Genomic DNA, 25,147 nt, shown 5'->3' with positions numbered 1-25,147 from the left:
TTTTTCTTTAGACACGGTTATATTCCTTATCTTGCGCCCTCACCGAAGGAGAGGGCGCGGGATCAATATGTTAAAGCAGAGGCTTATTTGCCACGTGCTTCAATAACGGCCTGAGCGACGTTAGTCGGTGCTTCAGCATACTTCAGGAACTCCATGGAGTATGAAGCACGGCCCTGGGTCTGGGAACGCAGGTCAGTAGCATAACCAAACATTTCAGACAACGGAACCTGCGCACGAACAGTCTTGCCAGTCGCAGTATCTTCCATACCTTCGATCATGCCGCGACGACGGTTCAAGTCACCGATAACGTCACCCATGTAATCTTCCGGAGTTTCTACTTCAACCTTCATGATCGGCTCAAGCAGAACCGGCTTAGCGCGTTTGAAGGCTTCTTTAAACGCGAGAGAGGCAGCCAGTTTAAACGCCAGTTCAGAGGAGTCAACGTCATGGTAAGAACCAAAGTGCAGACGTACGCCCAGGTCTACTACCGGATAACCGGCCATCGGACCGGACTTCAGCTGCTCTTGGATACCCTTGTCAACTGCCGGGATGTATTCACCCGGAATCACACCGCCCTTGATGTCGTTGGTGAAGGTGTAGCCTTCGCCACCCGGCTCCAACGGGAACATGTCGATAACGACATGACCGTACTGACCGCGACCACCGGACTGTTTGGCGTGTTTACCTTCAACATCCTTGACGGTGTCACGGATGGTTTCACGGTAAGCAACCTGCGGTTTACCGACGTTGGCTTCAACGTTGAACTCGCGCTTCATACGGTCAACGATGATTTCCAGGTGCAATTCACCCATGCCGGAGATGATGGTCTGGTTGGATTCTTCGTCAGTACGTACGCGGAAAGACGGGTCTTCCTTAGCCAGACGGCCCAGTGCCAGGCCCATTTTCTCCTGGTCAGCCTTGGTTTTCGGCTCAACGGCGATGGAGATTACCGGCTCAGGGAATTCCATACGCTCCAGGATGATCGGCGCGTTCTGGTCACACAGGGTATCACCGGTGGTGACGTCCTTCAGACCGATTGCCGCGGCGATGTCACCCGCGCGAACTTCTTTGATCTCTTCACGCTTGTTGGCGTGCATCTGAACGATACGGCCGAAACGCTCACGTGCAGACTTCACGGAGTTCAGTACGGTATCACCAGAGTTAACCACACCGGAGTATACGCGGAAGAAGGTCAGGTTACCCACGAACGGGTCGGTGGCGATTTTGAACGCCAGCGCCGCGAACGGCTCGTTGTCGTCAGAGTGACGCTCAGCCGGGGTATCTTTACCGTCGTCCAGGATACCTTTGATCGCCGGAACATCGGTCGGTGACGGCAGGTACTCAATGACTGCATCCAGCATTGCCTGTACGCCCTTGTTCTTGAACGCGGAGCCACAGGTAACCAGGATGATTTCGTTGTTCAGTACGCGCTGACGCAGAGCATTTTTGATCTCTTCTTCAGACAGCGTTTCACCGCCCAGGTACTTGTCCATCAGCTCTTCAGACGCTTCGGCTGCGGACTCAACCAGGAACTGGTGCCATTCGTTAGCCAGTTCAACCATGTCAGCCGGGATGTCTTCATAGGTGAAGGTCACGCCCTGATCGGCTTCGTTCCAGTTGATGGCTTTCATTTTAACCAGGTCAACGATACCGGTGAATGCTTCTTCAGCACCGATTGCCAACTGCAACGGAACCGGGTTAGCGCCCAGGCGGGTTTTGATCTGGTTAACAACTTTCAGGAAGTTCGCACCCATGCGGTCCATTTTGTTAACGAACGCGATGCGCGGAACATGATACTTGTTGGCCTGACGCCATACGGTTTCAGACTGCGGCTGAACACCACCAACGGCGCAGTAAACCATGACCGCACCATCCAGTACACGCATGGAACGTTCTACTTCGATGGTGAAGTCAACGTGCCCCGGGGTATCGATGATGTTGATACGGTGCGGCTCAAACTGTTTGGCCATGCCAGACCAGAAAGCGGTGGTCGCAGCGGAGGTAATGGTGATACCACGCTCCTGCTCCTGCTCCATCCAGTCCATGGTGGCAGCACCATCATGAACTTCACCGATCTTATGGTTTACACCGGTGTAGAACAGGATACGTTCGGTAGTAGTGGTCTTACCGGCGTCGATGTGAGCGCTGATACCGATGTTACGGTAACGCGAAATGGGTGTTGTACGAGCCATTTGATTCCTCTATATCCTAGGGCGTTCAAGTTAAGTTACCCAAAGCGGGCGACTTAAGCTTAAGCGCCCGCTTGGTGACTAACATACCGATGATATTACCAACGGTAGTGAGCGAACGCCTTGTTGGCTTCTGCCATACGGTGAACGTCTTCACGTTTCTTAACTGCAGTGCCTTTGTTTTCTGCAGCGTCAGAAAGTTCGTTCGCCAGACGCAGAGCCATGGATTTATCACCGCGTTTACGAGCAGCTTCTACGATCCAACGCATTGCCAGGGCATTACGACGGACCGGACGAACTTCAACCGGAACCTGGTAGGTAGAGCCACCAACGCGACGGGATTTAACTTCGACGGTCGGGCGCACGTTTTCGAGAGCGGTCTCGAAAGCTTCCAGTTCAGTTTTGCCAGAGCGCTGAGCCAGGGTCTCCAGCGCGCTGTATACGATTGATTCTGCAGTAGATTTTTTACCATCTACCATCAGGATATTGACAAATTTAGCCAGCAGTTCTGATCCGAACTTCGGATCCGGCAGGATTTTACGCTGACCAATTACGCGACGACGTGGCATGGAAATACTCCGTTGTGAATTCAGGATTGTCCAAAACTCTACGAGTTTATTTTGACATTAAAGTTAAAACGTTTGGCCTTACTTAACGGAGAACCATTAAGCCTTAGGACGCTTAACGCCGTACTTAGAGCGGGATTGCTTACGGTCTTTAACACCGGAGCAGTCCAGAGCACCGCGCACGGTGTGATAACGCACACCCGGCAGGTCTTTAACACGACCACCACGGATCAGGATCACGGAGTGCTCCTGCAGGTTGTGACCTTCACCACCGATGTAGGAAGTCACTTCAAAACCGTTGGTCAGACGAACACGACATACTTTACGCAGTGCGGAGTTCGGTTTTTTCGGAGTGGTGGTATATACACGGGTACATACGCCACGTTTCTGCGGGCAGGCTTCCAGCGCTGGAACGTTGCTTTTCTCAACTTTCTTAGCGCGTGGCTTGCGAACCAGCTGGTTGATAGTTGCCATTAAAAGCTCCTGGTTTTTGCTTTTCGTAAACACGTAATAAATCGCCCCATACTGCACACTGGATAGACCAAGGGCAAAATATGGGGACGCAGAATTTTATGGCTGAGTCGGGAGGGTGTCAAGAAATATACAAGATATTCGGCGCAATACTGTCAACACTGGCTGTACCGTCACCAGGCCATCTGATGCGAATGCGCCTCGCTCAACGCGACAAATTCGCCATAGCCAATCAGCTGACACGCCGGTGCGACATACGCTGTCAGCCCCCGCGCCAGCACATCCTCCCGCAAGACATGCAGAGTCACCGGCATAGCGTTCAGTGCCGCCAGCCCGGCGCTGCCCATCAGCGCGCACAGTACACCATCCTGCAACAGAACCAGCGCATCACCGGGGAGCACCAACGCCGCCAGCGCAGTGAAATCGATGCCCCCCTGCGCTGATCGGGTCAAGGTATGTAACATCGCAGAACCCCCCGGTATTAAAAGGTCAAAATGACGTCGCACGCATCCAGACGCGCGCGCAACGCATCGGCCGCCAGCACATCGGCAGGAATAACCCAGCGGACGTTGCTACTCAGCCCGCGTTCGGCCAGCGACGCAGCGCACAGATAGATCTGCTCAATATCATACAGTGCCATCACGCCAAACGTAGCAATATAATCGCGCGCCAGAATAGCCGACGGCTGCTGGTCAGGCAGCAGTTGGAAAACCGCATCGCCGATAAAAAATACGGCAATATCCTCGCAGAATGCAGAGGCCGCAAGCAGTGCATCCAGCCCTTCTCGCCCAGCGCTCGTCGTATGGGGGGATTGGGTAAAAACAAAGGCAAGCCGTCTCATCTCTCCCCCTAAAACTGCATCGTGCGATCGCACACCAGCATCGCTTCCGCCAACGCACCCAGACCACTCAGCGTAAAACCGGGCTGCAGATTGCCCGATGTCACCCCTTGCCGTTCGGCCGCCTCTGCCGATACAACGCCGCGGCGCAGCGCGGCGGCGACGCAGACATTCAGTGTCACGCCATGCTGCTGTGATAGTTTCTGCCAGGCCCGCACCAGATCAAACTCATCCGCCGCCGGCTGCGTCAGCTGATTGGCGTTGAGCACCCCTTCACGGTAAAAGAAAACGCTGTGAAGCGTATGTCCTGCCGCCAGCAGTGCGAGGGCGAACTGATAGGCGCTGCTAGCCGCCTGCGTACCGTAGGGAGGTCCATTCACGACCAGAGAGTAGCTCAGCATGGCTCAGTTACCCTGCACATCGCCGTTCTTAAACTGGCGAATGTAGAGATAAACCGTATGCTTGGATATATTCAGGCGATCAGCCACCTGGTTGATCGCATCCTTGATGTCAAAGATCCCCTTCTCATGTAGAGTAAACACAATCTGACGATTCTTGGCATTATTGGATACCGTTCGGTCAGCATTTACCTCTTCGATGGTGTACTCCAGCGTCTGGGCCACCAGTTCATCAACAGATGAGGCAAAGTTCACCGCCGAAGAGACCTCCTGGGTCGCTTTGGGGATAAATGTCTCCATGATCTGAGAGAACGGCACATCCAGATTCATGTTAATACACAGCAGGCCGATTACCCGCTGCTCTTGATTGCGGATAGCGATGGTTACCGACTTCATCAAATCGCCACTTTTGGCTCGGGTAAAATAGGCGCGCGAGACACTGCTGTCTTCTCCGGCCATATCGTGCAGCATGCGCAGGGCCAGATCGGTTATCGGGGAGCCAATTTTACGCCCGGTGTGCTCACCATTGGCAATACGTACCGCTGAGCACTTCAGATCCTCCAGCGAGTGCAGGACTATCTCACAGTGCGGGCCGATCAGCATCGCCAGTCCATCCACCACGGCCTCGTAGGATTTAAGGATCGTCTGATCTAGTAGGTTGAAAGGACGTTCATCCAACAGATCCAGCTCACTGATATCAGCCGTAACAAGCGTATTTGACATTAACCACTCCCATCGTCGAATAAGACTCATCCATCCCTGACGGGCACGGAAAAAATAGCGTAATTTTTAAAAAATTTTAGCAAAGACGCTCTATTTAAATCCTTGATGGTGCCAAGGTAAATGCCTTTTTACCCGCAGGCGATGCAGACAGGCAACAAAAACCCCCTGAGAGCGGCGCCATCAGGGGGTCTAATCAATGCACAATTTATTTAGCAGATGTCGCGGCAGCGGCTTTGTCTTTCGCACCCGGCGCAGCATCCGCCTTCACCGCCGGCTTCACGTCCAGCAGCTCAACCTCGAAGACCAGCGTAGAGTTAGCCGGGATCCCCGGAACACCGGTTTTACCGTAGGCCAGATCCGGCGGGATAACCAGCTTGATTTTACCACCTTTCTTGATGAGCTTCAGACCTTCGGTCCAACCCGGGATCACCCCGTCCAAGCGGAAGGAGAGCGGTTCACCGCGGCTGTAGGAGTTATCGAACTCGGTACCGTTAATCAGCGAACCCTTATAGTTCACCACCACGGTATCGCTGTCCGTCGGTGCAGGCCCGGTCCCCTCTTTCTGAACCAGATACATCAGGCCGCTGGCGGTGGTCTTCACCCCTTTCTCTTTGGCAAACTCTGCACGGAACCTCTGCCCTGCCTCAGCGTTTTCTTTGGCTTCCTGCTCCATCTTCGCCTGAGCAGCATTCTTCACTCGGCTCTCGAAAGACTGCAGCGTCTGTTCGACCTGCTGATCGCTCAGTTTGCTCTTACCGGCAAATGCATCCTGTACCCCGGCGATCAGCTGATCTTTATCCAGCTTGATACCCAACTTCTCTTGCTCTTTTAGTGAGTTGTCCATATAACGACCCAGAGAGGCGCCCAGTGCGTAAGCAGCCTGCTGATCGTCATTCTTGAACTGGCTATTGGCGGCAGTCGGTGCGGCTGTAGCCGCCTTGGTTGCGTCCGCTGCAAACGCCGATGCGTTCAGCGCCAGAGCCATGGTCGTGGCCAGCGCGGTAACTTTAAAAAAAGATTTCATCCATTTCTCCAAAATTAAGGCACTTGCCTTAAATCACGATGAGCAACAGTACAGGGCTACTATAGCTGGCGCTCTTACCAGAAAACAATCAATAAGCCAGCATACAGTGTAAATTCAGACCTGTATTACGTAAAAAAGTTTCTAGTGACACTGTGATAGGGTAGACGACTACGCAGATCCATACAATTCGCGCTACCATAGTCCACTCATCGCCCCATCCAGGCGTATTCAAGAAAGAGCAAGAATGCAATAATCGGAAAATAGAGGAATTTTTTATGAAGTCATCGTCCAACGGGCTGAATGATCTGGAGAGCCGTCTGGAACAGATGGAGAGTCGGATCGCTTTTCAGGAGATCACGATAGAGGATCTTAACCAGACGGTGATCGCGCTACAGTTAGAGGTAGGGAAATACCGCGAGCAAATACGCCTGCTGATCGACAAATTCAGGGCCGTGCAACCCTCGATGATGGCGCATCCGTCGGAAGAGACGCCCCCCCCCCACTACTGAGACGGCGCGGTACAGAAAATAAAAAAGCGGTCATCTGACCGCTTTTTTACAGGGGCAATCAATGGCAGCCACAGCCGCCGTGACCTTTACCCTGACCGCCGCAGCAGGTGTCACCTTCTGCGTGCTCATGATCGTGGTCATGGCCGCCACAGCACTCACCTTCGCCGTTACCATGCCCACCGCAACATTCGCCGTGGTGATCGTGAGCACCGTGAACATGACCATGCTCCAGCTCTTCAGCAGTCGCTTCACGCAGGGCAACCACTTCCACATTGAAGTTCAGATTCTGGCCAGCCAGCATGTGGTTGCCGTCAACCACAACATAGTCATCACCCACTTCGGTAATTTCGACCGGTACCGGGCCCTGATCGGTTTCCGCCAGGAAACGCATGCCAACCTGCAGCTCGTCAACCCCCATGAAGACATCCTTCGGTACACGCTGTACCAGGTTGTCATCATACTGGCCGTAGGCATCATTAGCCGGAACATGCACGTCGAAACGATCGCCAACGACGTGGCCTTCCAGCGCTTTTTCCAGGCCGGCAATCAGAGAGCCATGGCCGTGCAGGTAGTCCAGCGGTGCTGACACCGGAGACTCATCAACCAATACTCCGTCTTCCGTACGCACCTGATAGGCCAGACTGACCACCAGGTCTTTAGCTACTTTCATGATATCTCCTAGCGTTTGAAACTGAATCCGAGCGGATTGTAGCGGAATTTCGCGCCACTGTACGGTTCAGAATAAAAAAAGCTGCACCGCCCACCCACTTTATCCCCTCAAGGTTTAAAACGGCCAATGATCCGTTCGGATGCAGGCGCCTGTGCCGATGGCGTTATCCTATGGCCACAGCGCACGCACTGCATCTGCTCATGCTCATTAACCTGCCACAGCACCAGACTATCCATGGCATGACAGACGGGGCAGCACGCTCCGGCAATAAATCGCTTCTTCACGCCTCATCCTCCGGCCACTCTTCATCCCAGCTATTCATTTGATACTGCTCATGCAGCATCTCGCGCTGAAAGATCTCCTCCAGCTCACGTCGCGCCTCGCGAATGCGGGAAATTTGCGCGATATCCCCTTGCCGATGCGGCATCAGCTCGTACAGCATGCGCATGTCCAAACGGCGGAAATGCTGCTGGGCCCGATAGGCCTGATGCGGGTGCACTCCAGTTTCAATCAAGGTTTTACGCCCCAGATCCAGCGCACTGGAAAAGGTCTCCCGGCTAAACTGCGTCACACCGGCCTGCAGCAGCTCGTGGGCCTCGACCCGCCCGCGGGCGCGCGCCAGAATGCGCAGCTGTGGAAAGTGCTGTTGACACAAACGAACCACCGCCATAGTCTCCTCCGGCTCATTACAGGTGATGACGATAGCCTCCGCCCGTGTCGCTCCAGCCGCATGCAGCAGATCCAGGTGGGTGGCATCGCCGTAATACACCTTATAACCGTAGCGGCGCATCATGCTGACCACGCTGACATCGCGCTCCAGTACGGTGACCCGCGTCTGATTGGCCATCAGCAGCCGACCGATAACCTGGCCAAAACGGCCAAAGCCAACCAAGATCACCTGCGGCTCATCATCGGCGACATAGGGTTTTTCTGCACTCTCCTCCGCCGGGTTCAGCCGCTGGGCCAACAAGCGATCGAGCGCCTGCATCAGCAGTGGAGTGGTCACCATCGACAGCGTCACCACCACCAGCAGCATCGCGCTCTGCTGGGCACTCAGCAGGTGCTGGGCGGCGGCGGCGGAAAACAACACAAAGGCAAACTCCCCCCCCTGGCTGAGCACCGCCGAAAACTGCAACCGCACCGCGCTGCGTATCCGCGACAATCGCGCCAACAGATACAGCACAGCGCTTTTGACCATCACCAGCGCAACGACTGCGGCCAGGATCTGCGCCCAGTAGGCATACAGCACACCCAGATTGAGCGCCATACCGACCGAAATAAAAAACAGCCCCAGCAACAGTCCCTTAAAGGGCTCAATGGCGATCTCAAGTTCGTGCTGGAACTCGCTCTCTGCCAACAGCACCCCGGCGATAAAGGTCCCCAGCGCCATTGAAAAACCCAGCATATCCATCAGGAGCGCGGAGCCGAGCACCACCAACAGCGCCGCAGCGGTAAAGATTTCACGCACGCCGGTGGCGGCGATATAGTGAAACAGCGGGCGCAGCAGCAGCCGTCCGCCGACCCAGATACCGGCCAGCGCACCGAGCTTCAGCGCAATGTGCCCCCAGCTGATGGCGTGATCGGCTCCCCCGGCCAAGATCGGCATCAGCGCCAGCGCCGGCACGACGGCGATATCCTGGAACAGCAGCACCGCAAACCCGAGGCGGCCACCCTGATTGCGGTTCATCCCCTTTTCGCGCATCAGCTGCAGCGCCATGGCCGTAGACGACATGGCCAGACCAATCCCGCCAATGACCGCTGCCTGCCAGGCAAACCCGCTGGCGACCAACAACCCACCAAGCAGCAGCGCGCTCAGCAGCAGCTGGGCGGCGCCGGCGCCGAAGATCAGCTGCCGCAGGCGCCACAGCTTGCCCGGATTCAGCTCCAACCCGATGATAAACAGCAGGAAGACCACGCCCATCTCCGAGAAGTGCAGGATCTCCTCCACATCCCGGATCAGACCGATACCCCAGGGGCCGATAGCAATCCCGGCGATCAAAAAGCCGAGCACGGCGCCGATGCCCAAGCGGCGGGCGATGGGCACCGCCAGCACTGCAGCAAACAAAAACAGCACCACCGCCGACAGCAGGGAGGGTTCAGCGTTCATCATCATCTCCGGTGGGCAGCGGCGCCGCTAACCATTCGGCATAGTCATGCGCCTGAGCGTGCAACATCTCCAACTTCTGGCGCCGCGCCCAATAGATCGTCAGCGGCGCCAGCCAGCGCATATGGCAGCGCAGCGCCGTGAGCTCAAACGGACGCAATACCTCGCCCATGGTGTAATGATTATAGCCACCCAACTGATAGGCTCCCTCAGGCTCGCCGGTAGTGACCACCGAACGCCAATACTTATCACGCAGGGCATCCCCCCCCACGCCGCTGGCGAAACCGCGCGCTAACACGCGATCCAGCCACTCTTTAAGCAGGGCCGGACAACTGTAATTATACAGGGGGTGTTGAAACACAATGACCTGATGGTTGCGTAGCAAATGCTGCTCATGATGAATATCAATAAAAAAATCCGGATAGTGGGCATACAGGTCATGCACCGTCACGTTACTCCGGCGCCGGGCGGCCTGCAGCAGCAGCTGATTGGCCACCGATGACGGTGACTCGGGATGGGCATAAATCAGTAACACCTTCGGCGGGTACGCCATGCTTCCTTCTCCTCGTGCGTCCGGACGTCGTCATTGCCGGACTTTTCAGCTACCATGCGACCCTGAATGACGGAATAACGCCGCACATCGCCATTAGCCCGCCGCGTTATTTACGTCGCCACAACGCCAATTTAACACACACTCAATAGACGACGCTTTATGATTGTTTTCTCATCGCTCCAAATTCGTCGCGGCACCCGGGTGCTGCTGGACAATGCCTCGGCAACGATCAACCCCGGCCAAAAGGTGGGCCTGGTCGGCAAAAATGGCTGTGGGAAATCAACGCTGCTGGCGCTGTTGAAAAATGAGCTGAGCGCCGACGGCGGTAATCTGACCCTGCCCGGCAACTGGGCCATGGCCTGGGTTAACCAGGAGACGCCGGCGCTGGAAACGCCGGCGCTGGAATATGTGCTCGACGGCGATCGCGAGTTCCGCCAGCTGGAGCAGCAGCTCGATGATGCCAACCAGCGTAACGATGGCAACACGATCGCGCTGATCCACGGCAAGCTGGACGCCATTGCCGCCTGGACCATTCGCGCCCGCGCCTCCAGTCTGCTGCACGGCCTCGGCTTCAGCCAGGAACAGCTCATGCAGCCGGTGAGATCCTTCTCCGGCGGCTGGCGCATGCGCCTGAACCTGGCACAGGCGCTGCTGTGCCGCTCCGATCTGCTGCTGCTCGACGAACCGACCAACCACCTGGATCTGGACGCGGTGATCTGGCTGGAGCGCTGGCTGAAAAGCTATCCGGGCACACTGATCCTGATTTCACACGACCGTGACTTCCTCGATCCTATCGTGGACAAAATTGTACATATCGAACAGCAGCAGCTGTTTGAATACAGCGGAAACTACTCCTCTTTCGAACTGCAGCGCGCCGGGAAACTGGCGCAGCAGCAGGCGATGTATCAGAGCCAGCAGCAGCGTATCGCCCATCTGCAAAGCTATATCGACCGCTTCAAGGCCAAGGCCAGTAAGGCCAAGCAGGCGCAGAGCCGGGTAAAAATGCTGGAACGCATGGAGCGCATCGCGCCGGCCCACGTCGATAACCCGTTCCACTTCAGCTTCCGCGCGCCGGAAAGCCTGCCGACGCCGCTGCTGCGTATGGAGCACGTCAGCGCCGGCTACGGCGAGCGCACCGTACTCGCCTCGATTAAGCTCAACCTGGTACCCGGTTCGCGCATCGGTCTGCTGGGACGTAACGGCGCCGGTAAGTCCACCCTGATCAAGCTGCTGGCCGGCGAGCTAGCGCCGCAGCAGGGGGAGGTCGGGCTGGCCAAGGGCGTTCGTCTGGGATACTTCGCCCAGCATCAGCTAGAGTATCTTCGCGCCGACGAATCGCCACTGCAGCACTTAGCCCGCCTGGCGCCGCAGGAGAGCGAACAGCAGCTGCGCGACTATTTAGGGGGCTTCGGTTTTAACGGCGATAAAGTCAGCGAGGCGACCGCGCGCTTTTCCGGCGGCGAGAAGGCGCGCCTGGTACTGGCGCTGATCGTCTGGCAGCGTCCGAACCTGCTGCTGCTCGACGAACCGACCAACCATCTGGATCTGGACATGCGCCAGGCGCTAACCGAAGCGCTGATCGATTTCGAGGGCGCGCTGGTGGTGGTCTCGCACGATCGCCATCTGCTGCGATCCACCACCGACGATCTCTATCTGGTGCACGACGGCCAGGTCGAGCCGTTCGCCGGTGATCTGGACGACTACCAGCGCTGGATGATCGATCTGCAGCGCCAGGAAAACCAGGCGCCGGCGGATCAGGATGGCGCGCAAACGACCAACAGCGCCCAGGCCAGAAAGGATCAGAAGCGGCGCGAGGCTGAGTTCCGCAGCCAGACTCAGCCGCTGCGCAAGCAGATCGCCGCGCAGGAAAAGCGTATGGAGACCCTGAGCGCCCAGCTCAATACTCTGGAGGAACGCCTCGCCGACAGCGCGCTGTACGATCCGGCGCGTAAAGAGGAGCTAAACGACATTCTGCAGTGCCAAAGTCAGGCCAAGCTCGGTCTGGAAGAGGCGGAGCTGTGCTGGCTCGATGCGCAGGAGCAGCTCGAAGCGATGTCCCGCGCCTTCACGGAGAGCGATAACGCCTGAGCGCCGCCTAGGCCGCCAGCGTATCCAGCGCCCGCCCCAGGCGGGCCATCCCCTCCTCGATCTCCGCCGTCTCGATCACCAGAGACGGCGTAAAGCGCAGCGTATCGGCGCCAGCGTTCAGCAACATCACCCCCTGCTCCGCCGCCGCATGCAGAATGTCTCGGGCCCGTCCCCGGTAGGCGGGCGACAAAGCCGCCCCTAGCAGCAGTCCCTGTCCGCGGATGTCGCTAAACGTCCCGTGACGCCGGTTAAGGGCCTGCAAATGGCTAACCATGACCTGCCGGCGCATCGTCACCCCGGCAAGGACCTGCGGCTGGCTGATGATATCGAACGCCGCCTCCGCCACCGCACAGGCCAGCGGATTGCCGCCATAGGTCGTGCCGTGGCAGCCCACCGTCATCGCTGAGGCGATCGCTTCGGTGGTCAGCATGGCGCTGATCGGAAACCCGCCGCCCAGTGCCTTGGCGCTGGTCAGAATATCCGGCGTCACGCCATAGTGCATGTAACTAAACAGCCTACCGCTGCGTCCCATCCCACTTTGCACCTCATCAAAAATCAGCAGCGCCCGGTGACGATCGCACAGCGTGCGCAGCCCCTGCAGAAAATCTGCGCTGGCCGGTAATACCCCACCCTCGCCCTGAACAGGCTCGACGATCACCGCACAGGTCTGTTCACCGATGATCGCCTCAACCGCCGCCACGTCGTTAAACGGGACGTGCACAATATCCGCCGGCTTTGGCCCAAAGCCGTCCGCGTATTTCGCCTGCCCCCCCACCGATACCGTAAACAGGGTGCGGCCATGAAATCCCTGCTTGAAGGCGATAATCTGGCTTTTATGAGGGCTGATACGCGTCGCAGCGTGGTAGCGGGCCAGCTTTAGCGCCGCCTCATTGGCCTCTGCACCGGAGTTGGCAAAAAACACCCGCTCAGCAAAGGTGGCATCGATCAGCTTTTGCGCCAGTCGCAGCGCGGGCTCATTGGTAAAGACATTACTGGTATGCCACAGACGGCTCCCCTGCTCCTGTAGCGCAGCCACCAATGCCGGATGGCAGTGCCCCAGCGCCGTAACCGCAATGCCACCGGCAAAGTCAATATAATCACGCCCCTGCTGATCCCACACCCGGCTGCCTTGACCGCGCACCGGCACAAACTCCGCGGGTGCATAAACCGGCAACATAACCTTTTCAAAATCGCCCCTCTCTACTGTACTTTTCTGCGTCATCCCACGTTCTCCCCATTCGCACCGGTCAAGCAAAAATGATTTTATAATCATAAAATATGAATAATAACTCAATAAATGGCAACCATGTTTTCAACACCGACACTGCGCAGGCTCCGCCAATCCCGGTCAAACGGGGCTGAATTTGTCCGGCGTATGCTTTATCATCACCGCTTTCCCGTAACGCCAGTCCATGCCATGCTGCTGCTTATCGATAACTACGACTCCTTTACCTACAACCTGTACCAGTACTTTTGCCAGCTCGATGCTGAGGTCATGGTAAAACGCAACGATGCGCTGACGCTGGCAGAGATCGATGCCATGCACCCATCGCATGTAGTGATCTCCCCCGGACCGGGTACGCCCGATCAGGCCGGTATTTCCCTTGCGGCCATCCGCCATCTGGCAGGACGCATTCCGCTGCTGGGGGTCTGCCTGGGGCACCAGGCGCTGGGACAGGTTTTCGGCGCGCGGGTGATCCGGGCGCGGCAGGTGATGCACGGTAAGACCAGCGCTATCCGCCACCGCGATCGCGGCGTATTCCAGGGGCTGAATAACCCGCTGACGGTCACCCGCTACCATTCGCTGATTCTGGATAAGGAGAGCCTGCCCGACTGCCTGGAAGTGACAGCCTGGAGCGAACGCGATGGCGAGGTCGATGAGATAATGGGTGTTCGTCATACCGGCATGGCACTGGAGGGGGTTCAGTTCCATCCGGAAAGCATTCTTAGCGAGCAGGGACACGCCCTGCTGCGCAACTTTCTGCGCCAGTAACACAGCGGGCGCCATCCGGCGCCCGCTGTGCGAAACCGCGCAGAAGCGCACAGCCTTACTTCATAACGCTGGCCGAGGTAATCACGATCGGCTTGGCCGGCACATTCTGGTAAGGGCCGACATTTTCGGTACGCGCCTGGGAGATCCTGTCGACGACATCCATCCCCTTAATCACTTTGCCAAAGACAGCATAGCCAAAGTCACGCTGTCCATGGTCGAGAAAGGCGTTGTCCGCCACGTTGATAAAGAACTGGCTGGTCGCGCTGTCTTTCTCTGCGGTACGCGCCATCGCAATAGTACCGCGCAGGTTGCGCAGCCCGTTGTCCGCCTCGTTCTTGATCGGCGGCTGCGTCGCCTTCTGCTGCATATCGCCGGTAAAACCGCCGCCCTGAATCATAAAACCCGGGATCACGCGGTGAAAAATGGTGCCGTTGTAATAACCGCTGTTAACGTAGCCAAGAAAGTTATCAACGGTTACCGGCGCCTTCTGGTTATACAGCTCCAGCTCAATATTGCCTACGCTGGTCATCAGCATAACCCGCGTGTTGGCCGCCAGCGCGGCGGGGGCCATGACGGCCAGCGAGAAGAGGGTAACCAGGGTAATGACGATTCTTTTGAACATGAAAACTTCCTTTCTCTGACGGGCTTTGTCAAAAGCGTAAAAACAACAAAATAGCTTAACGATTCTAAATAGCCCTTGGCATAATCGCCACCCATTTACTCAGATTTACCAAGCCGCCACGCCGTGTTTTGTACCCGTCCGTCTCCTTCATTAGCGGAGTTGACGCGCAGGAGAAGCGGTTCAAATCCGAATTATCGAGCGCCGCCCCTCCCGCTACGACACAAGGCGAAAATATGCGCTTCGGGGAGACGACAAACCCCACGCACTGTTGGAAAAGCGGCAAATACGGGAGCAAATCCAAAAAAACTCTCATCTTTTAAGCAACAAAATATTACTTTGCAATAAAAAGAAGATTCATATCACAAAACATCAGTGTAGCTATGTTAGGATGCGCACGCTTGGTGAAATCGACCCTTCTTGTCAGATCTTCCCACAAACACGCTTCTTTTTACCTTATATACTGATACAGGGCTTGCTATGACCGACAGCAATCGCATCCGCCTAACATGGATCAGTTTCTTCTCCTATGCGCTTACCGGCGCATTGGTGATTGTCACCGGGATGGTGATGGGAAATATCGCAGAGTACTTTAATCTGCCGATCTCCAGCATGAGTAATACCTTTACGTTCCTCAACACCGGGATTTTGGTTTCCATTTTCCTTAATGCCTGGCTGATGGAAATTATTCCGCTTAAACGTCAGCTCGTTTTTGGCTTTATCCTGATGATCCTTGCCATCGCCGGTCTGATGGTCGGGCACAATCTGGCCATCTTCTCCGCCTGCATGTTCGTGCTGGGCGTGGTCAGCGGGATCACCATGTCGATCGGAACCTTCCTGATCACCCATATCTATACCGGGCGTCAGCGCGGCTCTCGCCTGCTGTTTACCGACTCCTTCTTCAGCATGGCCGGGATGGTGTTCCCCATCATCGCCGCCACCCTGCTGGCACAGCACGTGGCATGGTATTGGGTCTACGCCTGCATCGGCGTTCTGTATCTGGCCATCTTTATCCTGACGCTGTGCTCTGACTTCCCGCAGCTGGGTAAGCAGGCCGTCGGCGACAGCCAGCCGGTCAGAAAGGAAAAGTGGGGGATCGGCGTTCTGTTCCTGTCGATCGCGGCGCTCTGCTACATCCTCGGTCAGCTGGGCTTTATTCAGTGGGTACCGGAGTATGCCGCCAAGCGCTTCGGCATGAGCATTGAAGAGAGCGGCGGGCTGGTCAGTAACTTCTGGACCGCCTATATGGTCGGCATGTGGTTCTTCAGCGTCGCGCTGCGCTTCTTCGATCTGCAGCGCATCGTCACGGTATTGGCCGCCCTTTCCACCTTTATGATGTACATGTTCGTCAGCAGCCAGCAGAGCGCCATGCTGAGCATGTATATTCTGGGCCTGGGCTTTGTCAGCAGCGCTATCTATACCACGCTGATTACGCTGGGATCGCAGCAGACCAAGGTCTCCTCGCCGAAGCTGGTGAACTTTATCCTGACCTGCGGCACCATCGGCACCATGCTGACCTTCGTCGTCACCGGCCCCATCGTCGCTCACAGCGGAGCCCATGCCGCGCTGGCGACGGCCAACGGTCTCTATCTGGTCGTTTTTGTCATGTGCGTCCTGCTGGGGTTTGTCACCAAGCACCGCCTGCATGGTCACGCAGCCAAGTAGACTGCGCCATACCCATAACAACGGGGCCTGCATGCAGGTCCCGTTTTTTTGCGCGCGCCGAACTCAGCGGCGGAAGTCGACGCGCTCCGCCTGCCGCAGATAAATCTGGCTCTGCGCCGGACGGGTCTCCGCGATCAGGCGGCCATCACGCAGGGAGTAACGCACCGGCACCTGTCGGCGCACCGCGTCAAACCCGCTCTCCGCCGGCAGCACCAGCAGACTGGCGCGGCAGCCCGGCGCCACCCCATATCCCTGCAGACCGAGCGTCCGGGCACTATGCGAACCGATCAGCGCCAGCCCCTCATCAATCTGGGCATAGCCCATCAGTTGGCAGACATGCAGCCCCATGTGCAGCACCTGCAGCATATTGGCGGTACCCAGCGGATACCAGGGGTCAAACACATCATCATGGCCGAAGCAGACGTTGATCCCGGCCTGCAGCATCTCTTTCACCCGGGTGATGCCTCGTCGCTTGGGATAGTCATCGAAGCGCCCCTGTAAATGGATGTTGACCAGCGGATTAGCGACAAAGTTAATCTGAGACATCTTCAGCAACCGGAACAGCCGCGATGTATAGGCGCCGTTGTAAGAGTGCATCGCCGTGGTATGGCTGGCGGTCACCCGTGCCCCCATGCCTTCGCGGTGCGCCAGTGCCGCCACGGTTTCAACGAAGCGCGACTGCTCATCGTCTATTTCATCACAATGAACATCGATCAGGCGGCCATAGCGCGCGGCCAGTGCGAAGACTTTATGAAGCGACTCCACACCATATTCACGGGTAAACTCAAAATGAGGAATGGCCCCCACCACATCTGCGCCCAGTCGCAGCGCCTCCTCCAGCAGATCCTCGCCGTTTGGATAGGAGAGTATCCCCTCCTGCGGAAAGGCGACCAGTTGCAGATCGACCCAGGGCGCCACCTCCTGGCGTACCTCCAGCATCGCCTTTAACGCCGTCAGCGACGGATCGGAGACGTCCACGTGGCTACGTACGTACTGGATACCGTTCGCTATCTGCCACTTCAAGGTCTGCCAGGCGCGCTGTTTCACGTCATCGTGGGTCAGCTGCGCCTTGCGCTCGGCCCAGCGCTCGATCCCCTCAAACAGGGTTCCCGACTGATTCCAGGCTGGCTGCCCCGCCGTCTGCGTCGTATCCAGATGAATATGCGGTTCGACAAAGGGCGGTACCACCAGCCCCTGCTGTGCATCCAGCTCATCCGGCTGCGCAGCCCGTAGCGCGGGCTGCGGCGTAATGGCCGCGATCAGGCCATGCTCCAAGGTAATTTGCCACCACCCGTCGCGCGCGGGCAGGCGGGCATTGATCACGGCGCGCAGTACGTTATTCTGCATGGCTGATCTCCAGTCTATTTTCTCTCTGAGGACTCGCCCTGCGGCTGAGAACCACGTAGCTCAGGGCGCCGCCCAATACGGCGTTCAGCGGAACGATCCCCGGCAACCCGTGGCCCGCGGCGACGCCCAGGGCGACGGCGGCAATGGCGTTCCAATTTACCGCGACCCTGCCCGCCTCCGCAAAGTTGCTGTAACGGCGCCGGTTCATCAGGTAATCCGCGATGATCACCCCACCGACCGGCGGAATGGCGGCGGAGAGGAAGGTCAGCCAGCCGACAAAGTTGTTATACAGCCACAGCGCGCACAGGGTCCCGATGATCCCGTTGGCGACCGACAACGTCTTGCTCGACAGCCCGGTGATATTGGCGAATCCCAGACCGGAGGCATACAGCGCATTATCATTGGTGGTCCAGATATTCAGCCCCAGCACCGCAATCGCGGGCAGCAACAGCCCTTGGGCTATCATGACGTCGGAGATGTCAGACATTCCCAGCACCGCGGCGCCGGTCGCGCCAAAGATAAACATCAGCGAGTTACCGAGAAAGAACGCCACCATCGTCACCAGCACCGCCACCTTGGCGCTGCGGCCAAAGCGGACAAAGTCCGCCGTCAGCGTGCCTGCGCTGATAAAGGAGCCGACCACCAGCGCCAGCGCCAAATTGAAATCCAGCGGCTGCGCGGGAACCACCTCACGCAGGGCATCCATCCCGCCCATGCCATCGATCGCCAGCCACACCGAGTAGCCGCCGAGCAGCGCGATTGCCGGTACCGCGATCGCCGACAGCAGCGTCAACGCCGAGATGCCAAAGAACACCGTCACGGTCATCAGCAGTCCGGAAAGCGCGATCAGCAGATCGGTATTCAGACCGGTCGCCTTACTGACCGGAATCGCGAACATGGCGACCCCGACGCCAAACCATCCCACCTGCGTGCCGCCCAGCAGCAGCGAAGGCAGCCAAGAGCCTTTAACACCAAAGGAGAAGCGCGCCAGCAGGTGCGTCGTCAGACCGGTTTTTGCACCGATATAGCCAAGTGTAGAGGTATAGATGCCGAGGAGGAGATTACCGATGAATACGGCCAGAAGAAAATCGTGATAGCCAAGGCCAGTGCCGAGCGTGCCGCCGGTCCACATACTGGCGGAAAAGAAGGTTAACCCCAGCATGACACAGCTTAATGCCAGCACCCCCTTGCGCGCCGATGGCGGAACGGGCCCCTGACTGAAATTGTTATCCTGCGACACGCAATCCTCCTTAATCTCTGTGCGGTAGACAAAAAAATCTGGCGCATTCTAAAGAGTTCACGCCAAAAAGCAAACGTTTTCTTTGCTGGTTATTTATTCTGCCGGACGGATTCCCCTGCAATCCCGCACTGACGCTGACGCCAACCCGCAGTGGCCGTTTCTTGAAACAAGTCCGCTGCAGGCAGGCAACGCGTCTGGCAAGCTGGAGAGTCTCTGCCCCTTGGCGTACTATCCCCGCTCGCGGAATATGGCCGCCCCACAACAGGCTCACCCTTGAGGATCTCTGATGGATTACTTTCCGATATTTTGTCAGCTGCGTACTAAGCCCTGCCTGCTGGTCGGCGGCGGCGAGGTGGCCGAGCGTAAAGCCCGTCTGTTGATGGAGGCGGGCGCGATTTTGACGGTGAACGCCGGGCGCTTCACGCCCCAGTTTGAACAGTGGCAACGGGACGGTCAGCTGACGCTGATCGCCGGCGACTTCGACCCCGCGCTGCTCACGGGTAAGTGGCTGGCTATCGCCGCCACCGATGACAGCCGGGTAAATCAGCAGGTGCTGGCCCAGTCCGAGGCGCGCTGTATCTTTTGTAACGTGGTCGACGCCGCGCAACAGACGGGCTTTATCATGCCGTCGATCGTCGATCGCTCGCCGTTGATGGTCGCCGTCTCCTCCGGTGGCAGCGCACCGGTGCTGGCCAGAATTCTGCGCGAAAAGCTGGAGGCGCTGCTACCACAGCATCTCGGCCAGGTGGCACACATGGCTGGCCACCTGCGCCAGCGCGTCAAGGCACACTTTCCCACCCTGTCGCTGCGCCGCCGCTTTTGGGAACGGCTGTTCGCCCAAGATCGTCTGGCACAGTCGCTGGCCAACGGCGATACCACGCAGGCACAGCAACAGGTGGATGCGCTATTCAGCGCGGCGCCGATGGATCGCGGCGAGGTGACGCTGGTCGGCGCCGGGCCAGGGGATGCAGGGCTGTTGACCCTCAAAGGGCTACAGCAGATCCAACAGGCAGATGTGATCATCTATGACCGCCTGGTATCCGATGAGGTCATGTCACTGGTGCGGCGTGACGCGACGCGTATCTTTGTCGGCAAACACGCCGGTCATCACTGCGTTCCCCAGGAAGAGATTAATCAGACTCTGCTGGATCACGCGCGTGAGGGCAAACGGGTAGTGCGCCTAAAGGGCGGCGATCCCTTCATCTTTGGCCGGGGAGGCGAAGAGCTTGAGGCGCTGGCCGCTGCGGGGATCGCCTTTTCGGTGGTGCCCGGTATTACCGCCGCCTCCGGCTGCTCCGCCTATAGCGGTATTCCGCTGACTCACCGCGACCATGCCCAAAGTGTCCGTCTGGTCACCGGCCACACCCGCCAGGATGGCCAGCTGGACTGGTCCTGCCTGGCGGCCGCAGGACAAACGCTCGTGTTTTATATGGGACTGAGCCAGGCGGCAACCATTCAGCAGCGCCTCCTGCAGCACGGCATGCTGCCAGATACCCCCATCGCCCTGGTTGAAAACGGCACCACGATTCGCCAGCGGGTCGTCAGTGGAACGCTGACTCAGCTGGAGACGCTGGCAACGCGCGTTGCCAGCCCCAGTCTGATCATCGTCGGCGACGTCGTCACCCTGCGGCCACGCCTCAACTGGTTCCGCTGCGAAGCGGCAAGCGCATAACACAGCGCCACAGCACAAAAAAAGGAGGGCCATCGCCCTCCCCTTCACGTTCAGATCGCCGCGCTGCTTACGGCCGCGCGACAAACCCGATCGCATCGTAAACCTTGTCCAGGGTCTGTGCGGCGCGCGCGCGCGCTTTGGCGGCGCCATCGCGCATCACTTCCTGCAGGTAGGCCTCATCATTGCGGAAACGGTGATACCGCTCCTGCAGCTCAGACAGCATCCCGGAGACCGCATCGGCAACGGCGCCCTTCAGGTGGCCGTACATCTTGCCCGCAAACTCAGCCTCCAGATCCCCGATACGTTTACCGGTCACTCCGGAAAGAATATCCAGCAGATTGGAGACGCCGGCCTTATTGACCACGTCGTAACGCACGACCGGCGGCTCATCGGAGTCGGTCACCGCGCGTTTGATCTTCTTGGTCACCGCCTTGGGATCTTCCAGCAGACCGATCACGTTGTTGCGGTTCTCATCCGACTTAGACATCTTTTTGGTCGGCTCCAGCAGCGACATGACGCGCGCACCTGACTTGGGAATAAACGGCTCCGGCACCTTAAAGATATCGCCATACAGCGCGTTGAAGCGCGCCGCGACATCACGGCTCAGCTCCAGGTGCTGTTTCTGATCTTCCCCTACCGGGACCTGGTGAGTCTGGTACAGCAGGATATCCGCTGCCATCAGCACCGGGTAATCAAACAGGCCGGCATTAATGTTCTCTGCGTAGCGAGCCGATTTATCCTTGAACTGGGTCATGCGGCTCAGTTCGCCGAAATAGGTGTAACAATTAAGTACCCAGCCCAGCTGGGCATGCTCTGGAACATGAGACTGCACAAAAATCGTGCTCTTCTGCGGATCGATACCGCAGGCTAGGTACAGGGCCAGCGTATCCAGCGTCGCGCTGCGCAGTTTCTCTGCGTCCTGACGCACGGTGATGGCGTGCTGATCGACGATACAGTAAATGCAGTCATACTCATCCTGCATCTGTACCCACTGGCGCAGCGCGCCCATATAGTTACCGATGGTGAGTTCACCAGACGGCTGCGCACCGCTGAAAACAATGGGCTTACTCATGGTCACATTCCTGTCCTTATCAATTCAGTTCAGCGGCGCCAACCCTACCAAGGGCAGCAGGCCGGCAAAGTCATCCAGCACGCAGCAGGGCTCGCTGGCAGCGATAGGTTCGCCATAGTTATAACCGTAGGTCAAGCCGACGGTAGGACAGCCGGCCGACTGGCCAGCTTGGATATCATTGCGCGAGTCACCGACAAACAGCATCTCATCGGCCCGCAGCCCCAGACGGGACAGCACCAGATAGAGCGGGGCCGGATGGGGCTTACGCTTAGCGACATCATCGCCGCCGATCACCTGACCGAAGAGTGCATCGATCCCCAGACTCTCCAGCATCGGGCGGACAAAGGGCGAGGGCTTATTGGTGATAACCGCCAGCGGAAATCCCTTGGCCGCCAGTACCCCCAGCGTCTCCCGGACGCCGGGAAACAACTGACACCCCTGATTGGCGCTCTCGGCGTAATGCGCGTCAAATGCGCGCCGCGCACGCTGACACAGTGCGGCATCCTGCGGGGCACCCGCCCAGCTCAAGGCGCGCTGCATCAGAACATCTGCGCCGTTTCCCAGCCACAGCTTCACCCGCTCCACGCCCGGCGCCGGGTAGTCCAGCGCCAGCATCGCCGCGTCCGTAGCCGCCGCCAGACCCGACGCGCTATCCACCAGCGTGCCGTCCAAATCAAAGGCCAGTGCCTGTACCGGAATACCTTTATTCATGGCAGGCCTGCGCAATCTCATGACGCATATCCGTGATCACCGCCGCATAGTCGGCGTGACCGAAAATAGCCGAGCCGGCAACAAACATATCGGCGCCAGCCGCCGCGATAGCACCGATATTGTCCACCTTCACGCCACCGTCAACCTCCAGGCGAATATCCAGACCGCTGGCATCAATACGCTGACGCACCTGACGCAGCTTATCGAGGGTCGACGGAATAAAGGACTGGCCGCCAAAGCCCGGATTTACGGACATCAGCAGGATGGTATCGAGGCGATCCATCACGTAATCCAGACAGCTCAGCGGCGTGGCTGGGTTCAGAACCAGCCCCGCCTTACAGCCACAGGCGCGGATCAGCTGCAGAGTGCGATCGACGTGATCCGATGCCTCCGGATGGAAGGTAATAATGCTGGCGCCGGCATCAGCAAAATCCGGGATAATCCGATCGACCGGCTTCACCATCAGGTGAACATCGATCGGAGCGGTGATGCCATACTCCCGTAGCGCTTTGCAGACCATCGGACCAATGGTCAAATTCGGCACATAGTGGTTATCCATGACATCAAAGTGCACCACATCGGCACCGGCGGCCAACACCTTGGCAGTATCTTCGCCCAGCCGGGCAAAGTCTGCGGACAAAATCGACGGGGCAATTAAATACGGGTTCATCCGTTTCTCCTGGGCTCGGGGGGCTGACGACCGCGCTCAGCGCTTGCCGTACAGCGCCAATAATTCGTTCACTTTGCTGCGCCCGTCAGTTTTTCTGCTGATGGTACGCCGAACTTTCACGACGTGCAGCGCATCGGCCTGCGCATACCACTCCCGCGTTAGCGGGGTTTCATGGTTAGAGATCAGCACCGGCACCTGACGCTGGGCCAGTTCACCGGCCAACTCCGCCAGACGCATCTGCTCGGCAAAGCCAAAGCCGTTGACATGGTAGGCGGTAAAATTGGCGGTAGCGGACAGCGGGGCGTAGGGTGGATCGCAATACACCACGGCACCCGGCTGCGCGCGCAGCATCGTCTGCTGGTAATGTTCGCAGACAAACACGGCGCGCTCGGCCTTGCGGGCAAAAAACTCCAGCTCCTCCTGCGGGAAGTAGGGCTTTTTATAGCGCCCGAAGGGGACGTTGAACTCCCCCTTGGCATTATAGCGGCACAGACCGTTATAGCAGTGCCGGTTCAGATAGAGGAAGTACAGCGCCCGCTGGTAACGATCGTCGCACAGGTTAAAGGCCTCGCGGATGCGGTAATACTCCTCCGAGACGTTCAGTTCAGGGCAAAACATCTGACGGGCATCGCTGATAAAGCGATCCGTCTCATCTTTCACAATATTGTACAACCCGACCAGATCGGCGTTAATGTCCGCCAACAGGTACTCATCGTAATCCGTGTTTAAAAACACAGAGCCAGCGCCGACGAAAGGCTCTATCAGCCTCTCGCCCGCCGGCAGGTGCCGACGGATCTCTTCAATCAAAGGATATTTCCCGCCGGCCCATTTCAAAAATGCGCGCTTCTTCTTCATGCCGTCGCCAGTCAGTTATTTCTACTCTTTCAATTCGCCAGGGCGTACCTTTTCAGACAGCACATCGCGCGCGTTTTATGGGTGACAGCTTACTTTGCATCCTTTTGCACCTGGCTCAGCGGACGAGCCCAGGGCTTCATCGCCTGCACCTCTGTCGGCAACGCCGCAATCGCCCGCCGGGCATCCGCCGGCGTCGCATAGCTGCCGCTGACCAGCACGTACCAAGGCTTACCGTTGCGGGATGTTTCATATACCCAGTAATGGCTCAGGCTCTGGTGACGGGCAAACGCATGCAGCGTAGTGGGCTGCGAGGCGCCGCTCAGCTGTAGGGTATAGTGACTGCCCGGGGCGCTCTTCAGCGTCCCAGCGCTGCTGTTGGCGCTCTGCGGCAGATGCGCCGCCGGTTTACCATTGCTGCCCACCACCGGCAGGTGCGCCGTTTGCTTCGGTGCGCTAGGTGTCCGCGCTACGCTCTTCTCGCTGTGACGGACCGGTGCCCGCTCCTCCCGACGCGGCGGCGTCTTGGGGCGCGGCGTCGATTCGACCGCCACTTTCGGCGCGATACGCGCTGCGCCACCGGCCACCGTTGCCGGTGCCGTCGGTAACGTGTCGGCCTGCGGCATCGCGTCCAACGCGCCCTGCTGCTGAGTCAGCGCATCGGAAACAGAGTTCCCCGCCAGATCGATCCGCTGCTGCCCGCGCTCCTGAGCCGCCGGAGCAGACTGCGTTGGCGTCGGCGATATGGAGGGCATCGTGATCGGCTGCGGCTGACCCAGCGGCGCGGAGTTACTGACCCCACTACCGTCCTGAACGTCAGTCACGTTACTTCCGGCACTGCCGTTGGTCATGGAAGATGCGCCAGATAGATTAATCTCTCTGGCGCTGCCCGTCGTAGCCGCAGACTGGGCGGAGCTCCCCTTGGAGGGCGACTTCAGCGCCGATCCGATCGCAACGATCACCACCAGCAATACCAGGACGCCGGCGCCGATCATCAGATGCTGACGCGATACCGTCAGACGCGGCGTCGCGGGACGTCGGCTGCGCGCACGCGGCGAACGACGATCGCTGGCGTCCGGTTTTAACTCATCATCTGCTTTAAACTCTTCTTGATCCATCTCACCCTCCACTTAGGGGCAAAGCCGACCGTACCGCGCCGGAGACTCGCCAATT

The 25,147-nt window shown here is 58.1% G+C and carries 26 protein-coding genes; 5 read left to right on the top strand and 21 right to left on the bottom strand.

The genetic code is table 11. The features are described from left to right. Nucleotides 1-83: 83 nt before the first annotated feature. The 8 genes from fusA to fkpA form a co-directional block, all read right to left on the bottom strand. Entirely contained in the window at nt 84-2,192 is a 2,109-nt protein-coding gene (fusA, locus tag EIEH_RS02920) for an elongation factor G (protein WP_015872768.1), read from the bottom strand. Nucleotides 2,193-2,287: 95 nt separating this feature from the next. Next, entirely contained in the window at nt 2,288-2,758 is a 471-nt protein-coding gene (rpsG, locus tag EIEH_RS02915) for a 30S ribosomal protein S7 (protein WP_012850033.1), read from the bottom strand. Nucleotides 2,759-2,854: 96 nt separating this feature from the next. Beyond that, nucleotides 2,855-3,229 carry a 30S ribosomal protein S12 gene (gene rpsL, locus EIEH_RS02910; RefSeq protein WP_012850034.1) on the bottom strand — a complete coding sequence of 125 codons (375 nt, stop codon included), beginning with the start codon at nt 3,227-3,229 and terminating at the stop codon, nt 2,855-2,857. Nucleotides 3,230-3,399: 170 nt separating this feature from the next. Further along, a complete protein-coding gene (tusB, locus tag EIEH_RS02905) occupies nt 3,400-3,690 on the bottom strand; it encodes a sulfurtransferase complex subunit TusB (RefSeq protein WP_015872769.1) in 291 nt (96 codons plus the stop codon). Between the two features lie 17 nt (nt 3,691-3,707). Then, nucleotides 3,708-4,067 carry a sulfurtransferase complex subunit TusC gene (gene tusC, locus EIEH_RS02900; protein ID WP_015872770.1) on the bottom strand — a complete coding sequence of 120 codons (360 nt, stop codon included), beginning with the start codon at nt 4,065-4,067 and terminating at the stop codon, nt 3,708-3,710. Nucleotides 4,068-4,075: 8 nt separating this feature from the next. Continuing rightward, a complete protein-coding gene (gene tusD, locus EIEH_RS02895; RefSeq protein ID WP_015872771.1) occupies nt 4,076-4,465 on the bottom strand; it encodes a sulfurtransferase complex subunit TusD in 390 nt (129 codons plus the stop codon). 3 nt (nt 4,466-4,468) lie between these two features. Further along, complete coding sequence (locus EIEH_RS02890) at nt 4,469-5,185, bottom strand: helix-turn-helix transcriptional regulator (protein ID WP_015872772.1); 717 nt, start codon at nt 5,183-5,185, stop codon at nt 4,469-4,471. A 205-nt stretch (nt 5,186-5,390) separates the two neighbouring features. After that, the gene (gene fkpA, locus EIEH_RS02885; RefSeq protein ID WP_015872773.1) at nt 5,391-6,209 is read right to left on the bottom strand and encodes an FKBP-type peptidyl-prolyl cis-trans isomerase; all 819 of its coding nucleotides are present in this window, start codon (nt 6,207-6,209) and stop codon (nt 5,391-5,393) included. A gap of 275 nt (nt 6,210-6,484) precedes the next feature. Between fkpA and EIEH_RS02880 the strand changes: the two genes are divergently transcribed. Beyond that, on the top strand, nt 6,485-6,718 hold the full coding sequence (locus EIEH_RS02880) for a protein SlyX (RefSeq protein WP_035608591.1): 234 nt from the start codon (nt 6,485-6,487) through the stop codon (nt 6,716-6,718). 58 nt (nt 6,719-6,776) lie between these two features. Here EIEH_RS02880 and slyD read toward each other — a convergent pair whose 3' ends face one another. From slyD to kefG, 4 genes are all read right to left on the bottom strand, one after another. Further along, complete coding sequence (slyD, locus tag EIEH_RS02875; RefSeq protein WP_015872775.1) at nt 6,777-7,388, bottom strand: peptidylprolyl isomerase; 612 nt, start codon at nt 7,386-7,388, stop codon at nt 6,777-6,779. A gap of 107 nt (nt 7,389-7,495) precedes the next feature. Next, a complete protein-coding gene (locus tag EIEH_RS17210; RefSeq protein WP_015872776.1) occupies nt 7,496-7,672 on the bottom strand; it encodes a YheV family putative zinc ribbon protein in 177 nt (58 codons plus the stop codon). After that, on the bottom strand, nt 7,669-9,495 hold the full coding sequence (kefB, locus tag EIEH_RS02870) for a glutathione-regulated potassium-efflux system protein KefB (protein ID WP_015872777.1): 1,827 nt from the start codon (nt 9,493-9,495) through the stop codon (nt 7,669-7,671). The genes EIEH_RS17210 and kefB overlap by 4 nt, the downstream gene beginning before the upstream one ends. Next, a complete protein-coding gene (gene kefG, locus EIEH_RS02865; RefSeq protein ID WP_015872778.1) occupies nt 9,485-10,045 on the bottom strand; it encodes a glutathione-regulated potassium-efflux system ancillary protein KefG in 561 nt (186 codons plus the stop codon). Before kefG ends, kefB begins: the two co-directional genes overlap by 11 nt. Before the next feature lie 159 nt (nt 10,046-10,204). Between kefG and EIEH_RS02860 the strand changes: the two genes are divergently transcribed. Continuing rightward, complete coding sequence (locus tag EIEH_RS02860; protein WP_015872779.1) at nt 10,205-12,133, top strand: ABC transporter ATP-binding protein; 1,929 nt, start codon at nt 10,205-10,207, stop codon at nt 12,131-12,133. 7 nt (nt 12,134-12,140) lie between these two features. Here EIEH_RS02860 and EIEH_RS02855 read toward each other — a convergent pair whose 3' ends face one another. Beyond that, the gene (locus EIEH_RS02855; RefSeq protein WP_015872780.1) at nt 12,141-13,355 is read right to left on the bottom strand and encodes an aspartate aminotransferase family protein; all 1,215 of its coding nucleotides are present in this window, start codon (nt 13,353-13,355) and stop codon (nt 12,141-12,143) included. A 195-nt stretch (nt 13,356-13,550) separates the two neighbouring features. Between EIEH_RS02855 and EIEH_RS02850 the strand changes: the two genes are divergently transcribed. Further along, complete coding sequence (locus tag EIEH_RS02850; protein ID WP_015872781.1) at nt 13,551-14,126, top strand: aminodeoxychorismate synthase component II; 576 nt, start codon at nt 13,551-13,553, stop codon at nt 14,124-14,126. 55 nt (nt 14,127-14,181) lie between these two features. Here EIEH_RS02850 and ppiA read toward each other — a convergent pair whose 3' ends face one another. Beyond that, a complete protein-coding gene (gene ppiA / locus EIEH_RS02845) occupies nt 14,182-14,748 on the bottom strand; it encodes a peptidylprolyl isomerase A (RefSeq protein WP_015872782.1) in 567 nt (188 codons plus the stop codon). Nucleotides 14,749-15,225: 477 nt separating this feature from the next. Between ppiA and tsgA the strand changes: the two genes are divergently transcribed. Continuing rightward, a complete protein-coding gene (gene tsgA / locus EIEH_RS02840) occupies nt 15,226-16,410 on the top strand; it encodes an MFS transporter TsgA (RefSeq protein ID WP_015872783.1) in 1,185 nt (394 codons plus the stop codon). Nucleotides 16,411-16,473: 63 nt separating this feature from the next. Here the strand turns inward: tsgA and EIEH_RS02835 are convergent, their stop codons facing one another. Further along, nucleotides 16,474-17,757: a cytosine deaminase gene (locus EIEH_RS02835; RefSeq protein ID WP_015872784.1), complete on the bottom strand. Its 1,284-nt coding sequence runs from the start codon at nt 17,755-17,757 to the stop codon at nt 16,474-16,476. Further along, nucleotides 17,747-18,997, bottom strand: a complete 1,251-nt coding sequence (gene codB / locus EIEH_RS02830; RefSeq protein ID WP_015872785.1) for a cytosine permease — start codon at nt 18,995-18,997, stop codon at nt 17,747-17,749. The genes EIEH_RS02835 and codB overlap by 11 nt, the downstream gene beginning before the upstream one ends. A 286-nt stretch (nt 18,998-19,283) precedes the next feature. Between codB and cysG the strand changes: the two genes are divergently transcribed. Beyond that, nucleotides 19,284-20,669 (top strand): siroheme synthase CysG, encoded by a 1,386-nt coding sequence (gene cysG / locus EIEH_RS02825; protein WP_015872786.1) that lies wholly within the window; start codon nt 19,284-19,286, stop codon nt 20,667-20,669. Nucleotides 20,670-20,736: 67 nt separating this feature from the next. Here cysG and trpS read toward each other — a convergent pair whose 3' ends face one another. The 5 genes from trpS to EIEH_RS02800 form a co-directional block, all read right to left on the bottom strand. Beyond that, complete coding sequence (gene trpS / locus EIEH_RS02820; protein WP_015872787.1) at nt 20,737-21,741, bottom strand: tryptophan--tRNA ligase; 1,005 nt, start codon at nt 21,739-21,741, stop codon at nt 20,737-20,739. Nucleotides 21,742-21,765: 24 nt separating this feature from the next. Continuing rightward, on the bottom strand, nt 21,766-22,452 hold the full coding sequence (locus tag EIEH_RS02815; protein ID WP_015872788.1) for a phosphoglycolate phosphatase: 687 nt from the start codon (nt 22,450-22,452) through the stop codon (nt 21,766-21,768). Continuing rightward, on the bottom strand, nt 22,445-23,122 hold the full coding sequence (gene rpe / locus EIEH_RS02810) for a ribulose-phosphate 3-epimerase (protein WP_015872789.1): 678 nt from the start codon (nt 23,120-23,122) through the stop codon (nt 22,445-22,447). Before rpe ends, EIEH_RS02815 begins: the two co-directional genes overlap by 8 nt. A gap of 36 nt (nt 23,123-23,158) precedes the next feature. Continuing rightward, nucleotides 23,159-23,977, bottom strand: a complete 819-nt coding sequence (dam, locus tag EIEH_RS02805) for an adenine-specific DNA-methyltransferase (RefSeq protein ID WP_015872790.1) — start codon at nt 23,975-23,977, stop codon at nt 23,159-23,161. Between the two features lie 89 nt (nt 23,978-24,066). Further along, complete coding sequence (locus tag EIEH_RS02800; protein WP_015872791.1) at nt 24,067-25,092, bottom strand: SPOR domain-containing protein; 1,026 nt, start codon at nt 25,090-25,092, stop codon at nt 24,067-24,069. Between the last annotated feature and the right edge of the window lie 55 nt (nt 25,093-25,147).

Source organism: Edwardsiella ictaluri ATCC 33202 (assembly GCF_000264785.1).
In the GTDB taxonomy this organism is placed as follows: domain Bacteria; phylum Pseudomonadota; class Gammaproteobacteria; order Enterobacterales; family Enterobacteriaceae; genus Edwardsiella; species Edwardsiella ictaluri.
The sequence above is the reverse complement of the archived record's forward strand: the minus strand, read 5'-3'. Positions and strand labels throughout refer to the sequence as shown.

Coding starts and splice junctions, on each gene's coding strand:
- fusA (WP_015872768.1), bottom strand. CDS start 2,192: ATGGCTCGTACAACACCCATTTCGCGTTACCGTAACATCGGTATCAGC.
- rpsG (WP_012850033.1), bottom strand. CDS start 2,758: ATGCCACGTCGTCGCGTAATTGGTCAGCGTAAAATCCTGCCGGATCCG.
- rpsL (WP_012850034.1), bottom strand. CDS start 3,229: ATGGCAACTATCAACCAGCTGGTTCGCAAGCCACGCGCTAAGAAAGTT.
- tusB (WP_015872769.1), bottom strand. CDS start 3,690: ATGTTACATACCTTGACCCGATCAGCGCAGGGGGGCATCGATTTCACT.
- tusC (WP_015872770.1), bottom strand. CDS start 4,067: ATGAGACGGCTTGCCTTTGTTTTTACCCAATCCCCCCATACGACGAGC.
- tusD (WP_015872771.1), bottom strand. CDS start 4,465: ATGCTGAGCTACTCTCTGGTCGTGAATGGACCTCCCTACGGTACGCAG.
- EIEH_RS02890 (WP_015872772.1), bottom strand. CDS start 5,185: ATGTCAAATACGCTTGTTACGGCTGATATCAGTGAGCTGGATCTGTTG.
- fkpA (WP_015872773.1), bottom strand. CDS start 6,209: ATGAAATCTTTTTTTAAAGTTACCGCGCTGGCCACGACCATGGCTCTG.
- EIEH_RS02880 (WP_035608591.1), top strand. CDS start 6,485: ATGAAGTCATCGTCCAACGGGCTGAATGATCTGGAGAGCCGTCTGGAA.
- slyD (WP_015872775.1), bottom strand. CDS start 7,388: ATGAAAGTAGCTAAAGACCTGGTGGTCAGTCTGGCCTATCAGGTGCGT.
- kefB (WP_015872777.1), bottom strand. CDS start 9,495: ATGAACGCTGAACCCTCCCTGCTGTCGGCGGTGGTGCTGTTTTTGTTT.
- kefG (WP_015872778.1), bottom strand. CDS start 10,045: ATGGCGTACCCGCCGAAGGTGTTACTGATTTATGCCCATCCCGAGTCA.
- EIEH_RS02860 (WP_015872779.1), top strand. CDS start 10,205: ATGATTGTTTTCTCATCGCTCCAAATTCGTCGCGGCACCCGGGTGCTG.
- EIEH_RS02855 (WP_015872780.1), bottom strand. CDS start 13,355: ATGACGCAGAAAAGTACAGTAGAGAGGGGCGATTTTGAAAAGGTTATG.
- EIEH_RS02850 (WP_015872781.1), top strand. CDS start 13,551: ATGCTGCTGCTTATCGATAACTACGACTCCTTTACCTACAACCTGTAC.
- ppiA (WP_015872782.1), bottom strand. CDS start 14,748: ATGTTCAAAAGAATCGTCATTACCCTGGTTACCCTCTTCTCGCTGGCC.
- tsgA (WP_015872783.1), top strand. CDS start 15,226: ATGACCGACAGCAATCGCATCCGCCTAACATGGATCAGTTTCTTCTCC.
- EIEH_RS02835 (WP_015872784.1), bottom strand. CDS start 17,757: ATGCAGAATAACGTACTGCGCGCCGTGATCAATGCCCGCCTGCCCGCG.
- cysG (WP_015872786.1), top strand. CDS start 19,284: ATGGATTACTTTCCGATATTTTGTCAGCTGCGTACTAAGCCCTGCCTG.
- trpS (WP_015872787.1), bottom strand. CDS start 21,741: ATGAGTAAGCCCATTGTTTTCAGCGGTGCGCAGCCGTCTGGTGAACTC.
- EIEH_RS02815 (WP_015872788.1), bottom strand. CDS start 22,452: ATGAATAAAGGTATTCCGGTACAGGCACTGGCCTTTGATTTGGACGGC.
- rpe (WP_015872789.1), bottom strand. CDS start 23,122: ATGAACCCGTATTTAATTGCCCCGTCGATTTTGTCCGCAGACTTTGCC.
- dam (WP_015872790.1), bottom strand. CDS start 23,977: ATGAAGAAGAAGCGCGCATTTTTGAAATGGGCCGGCGGGAAATATCCT.
- EIEH_RS02800 (WP_015872791.1), bottom strand. CDS start 25,092: ATGGATCAAGAAGAGTTTAAAGCAGATGATGAGTTAAAACCGGACGCC.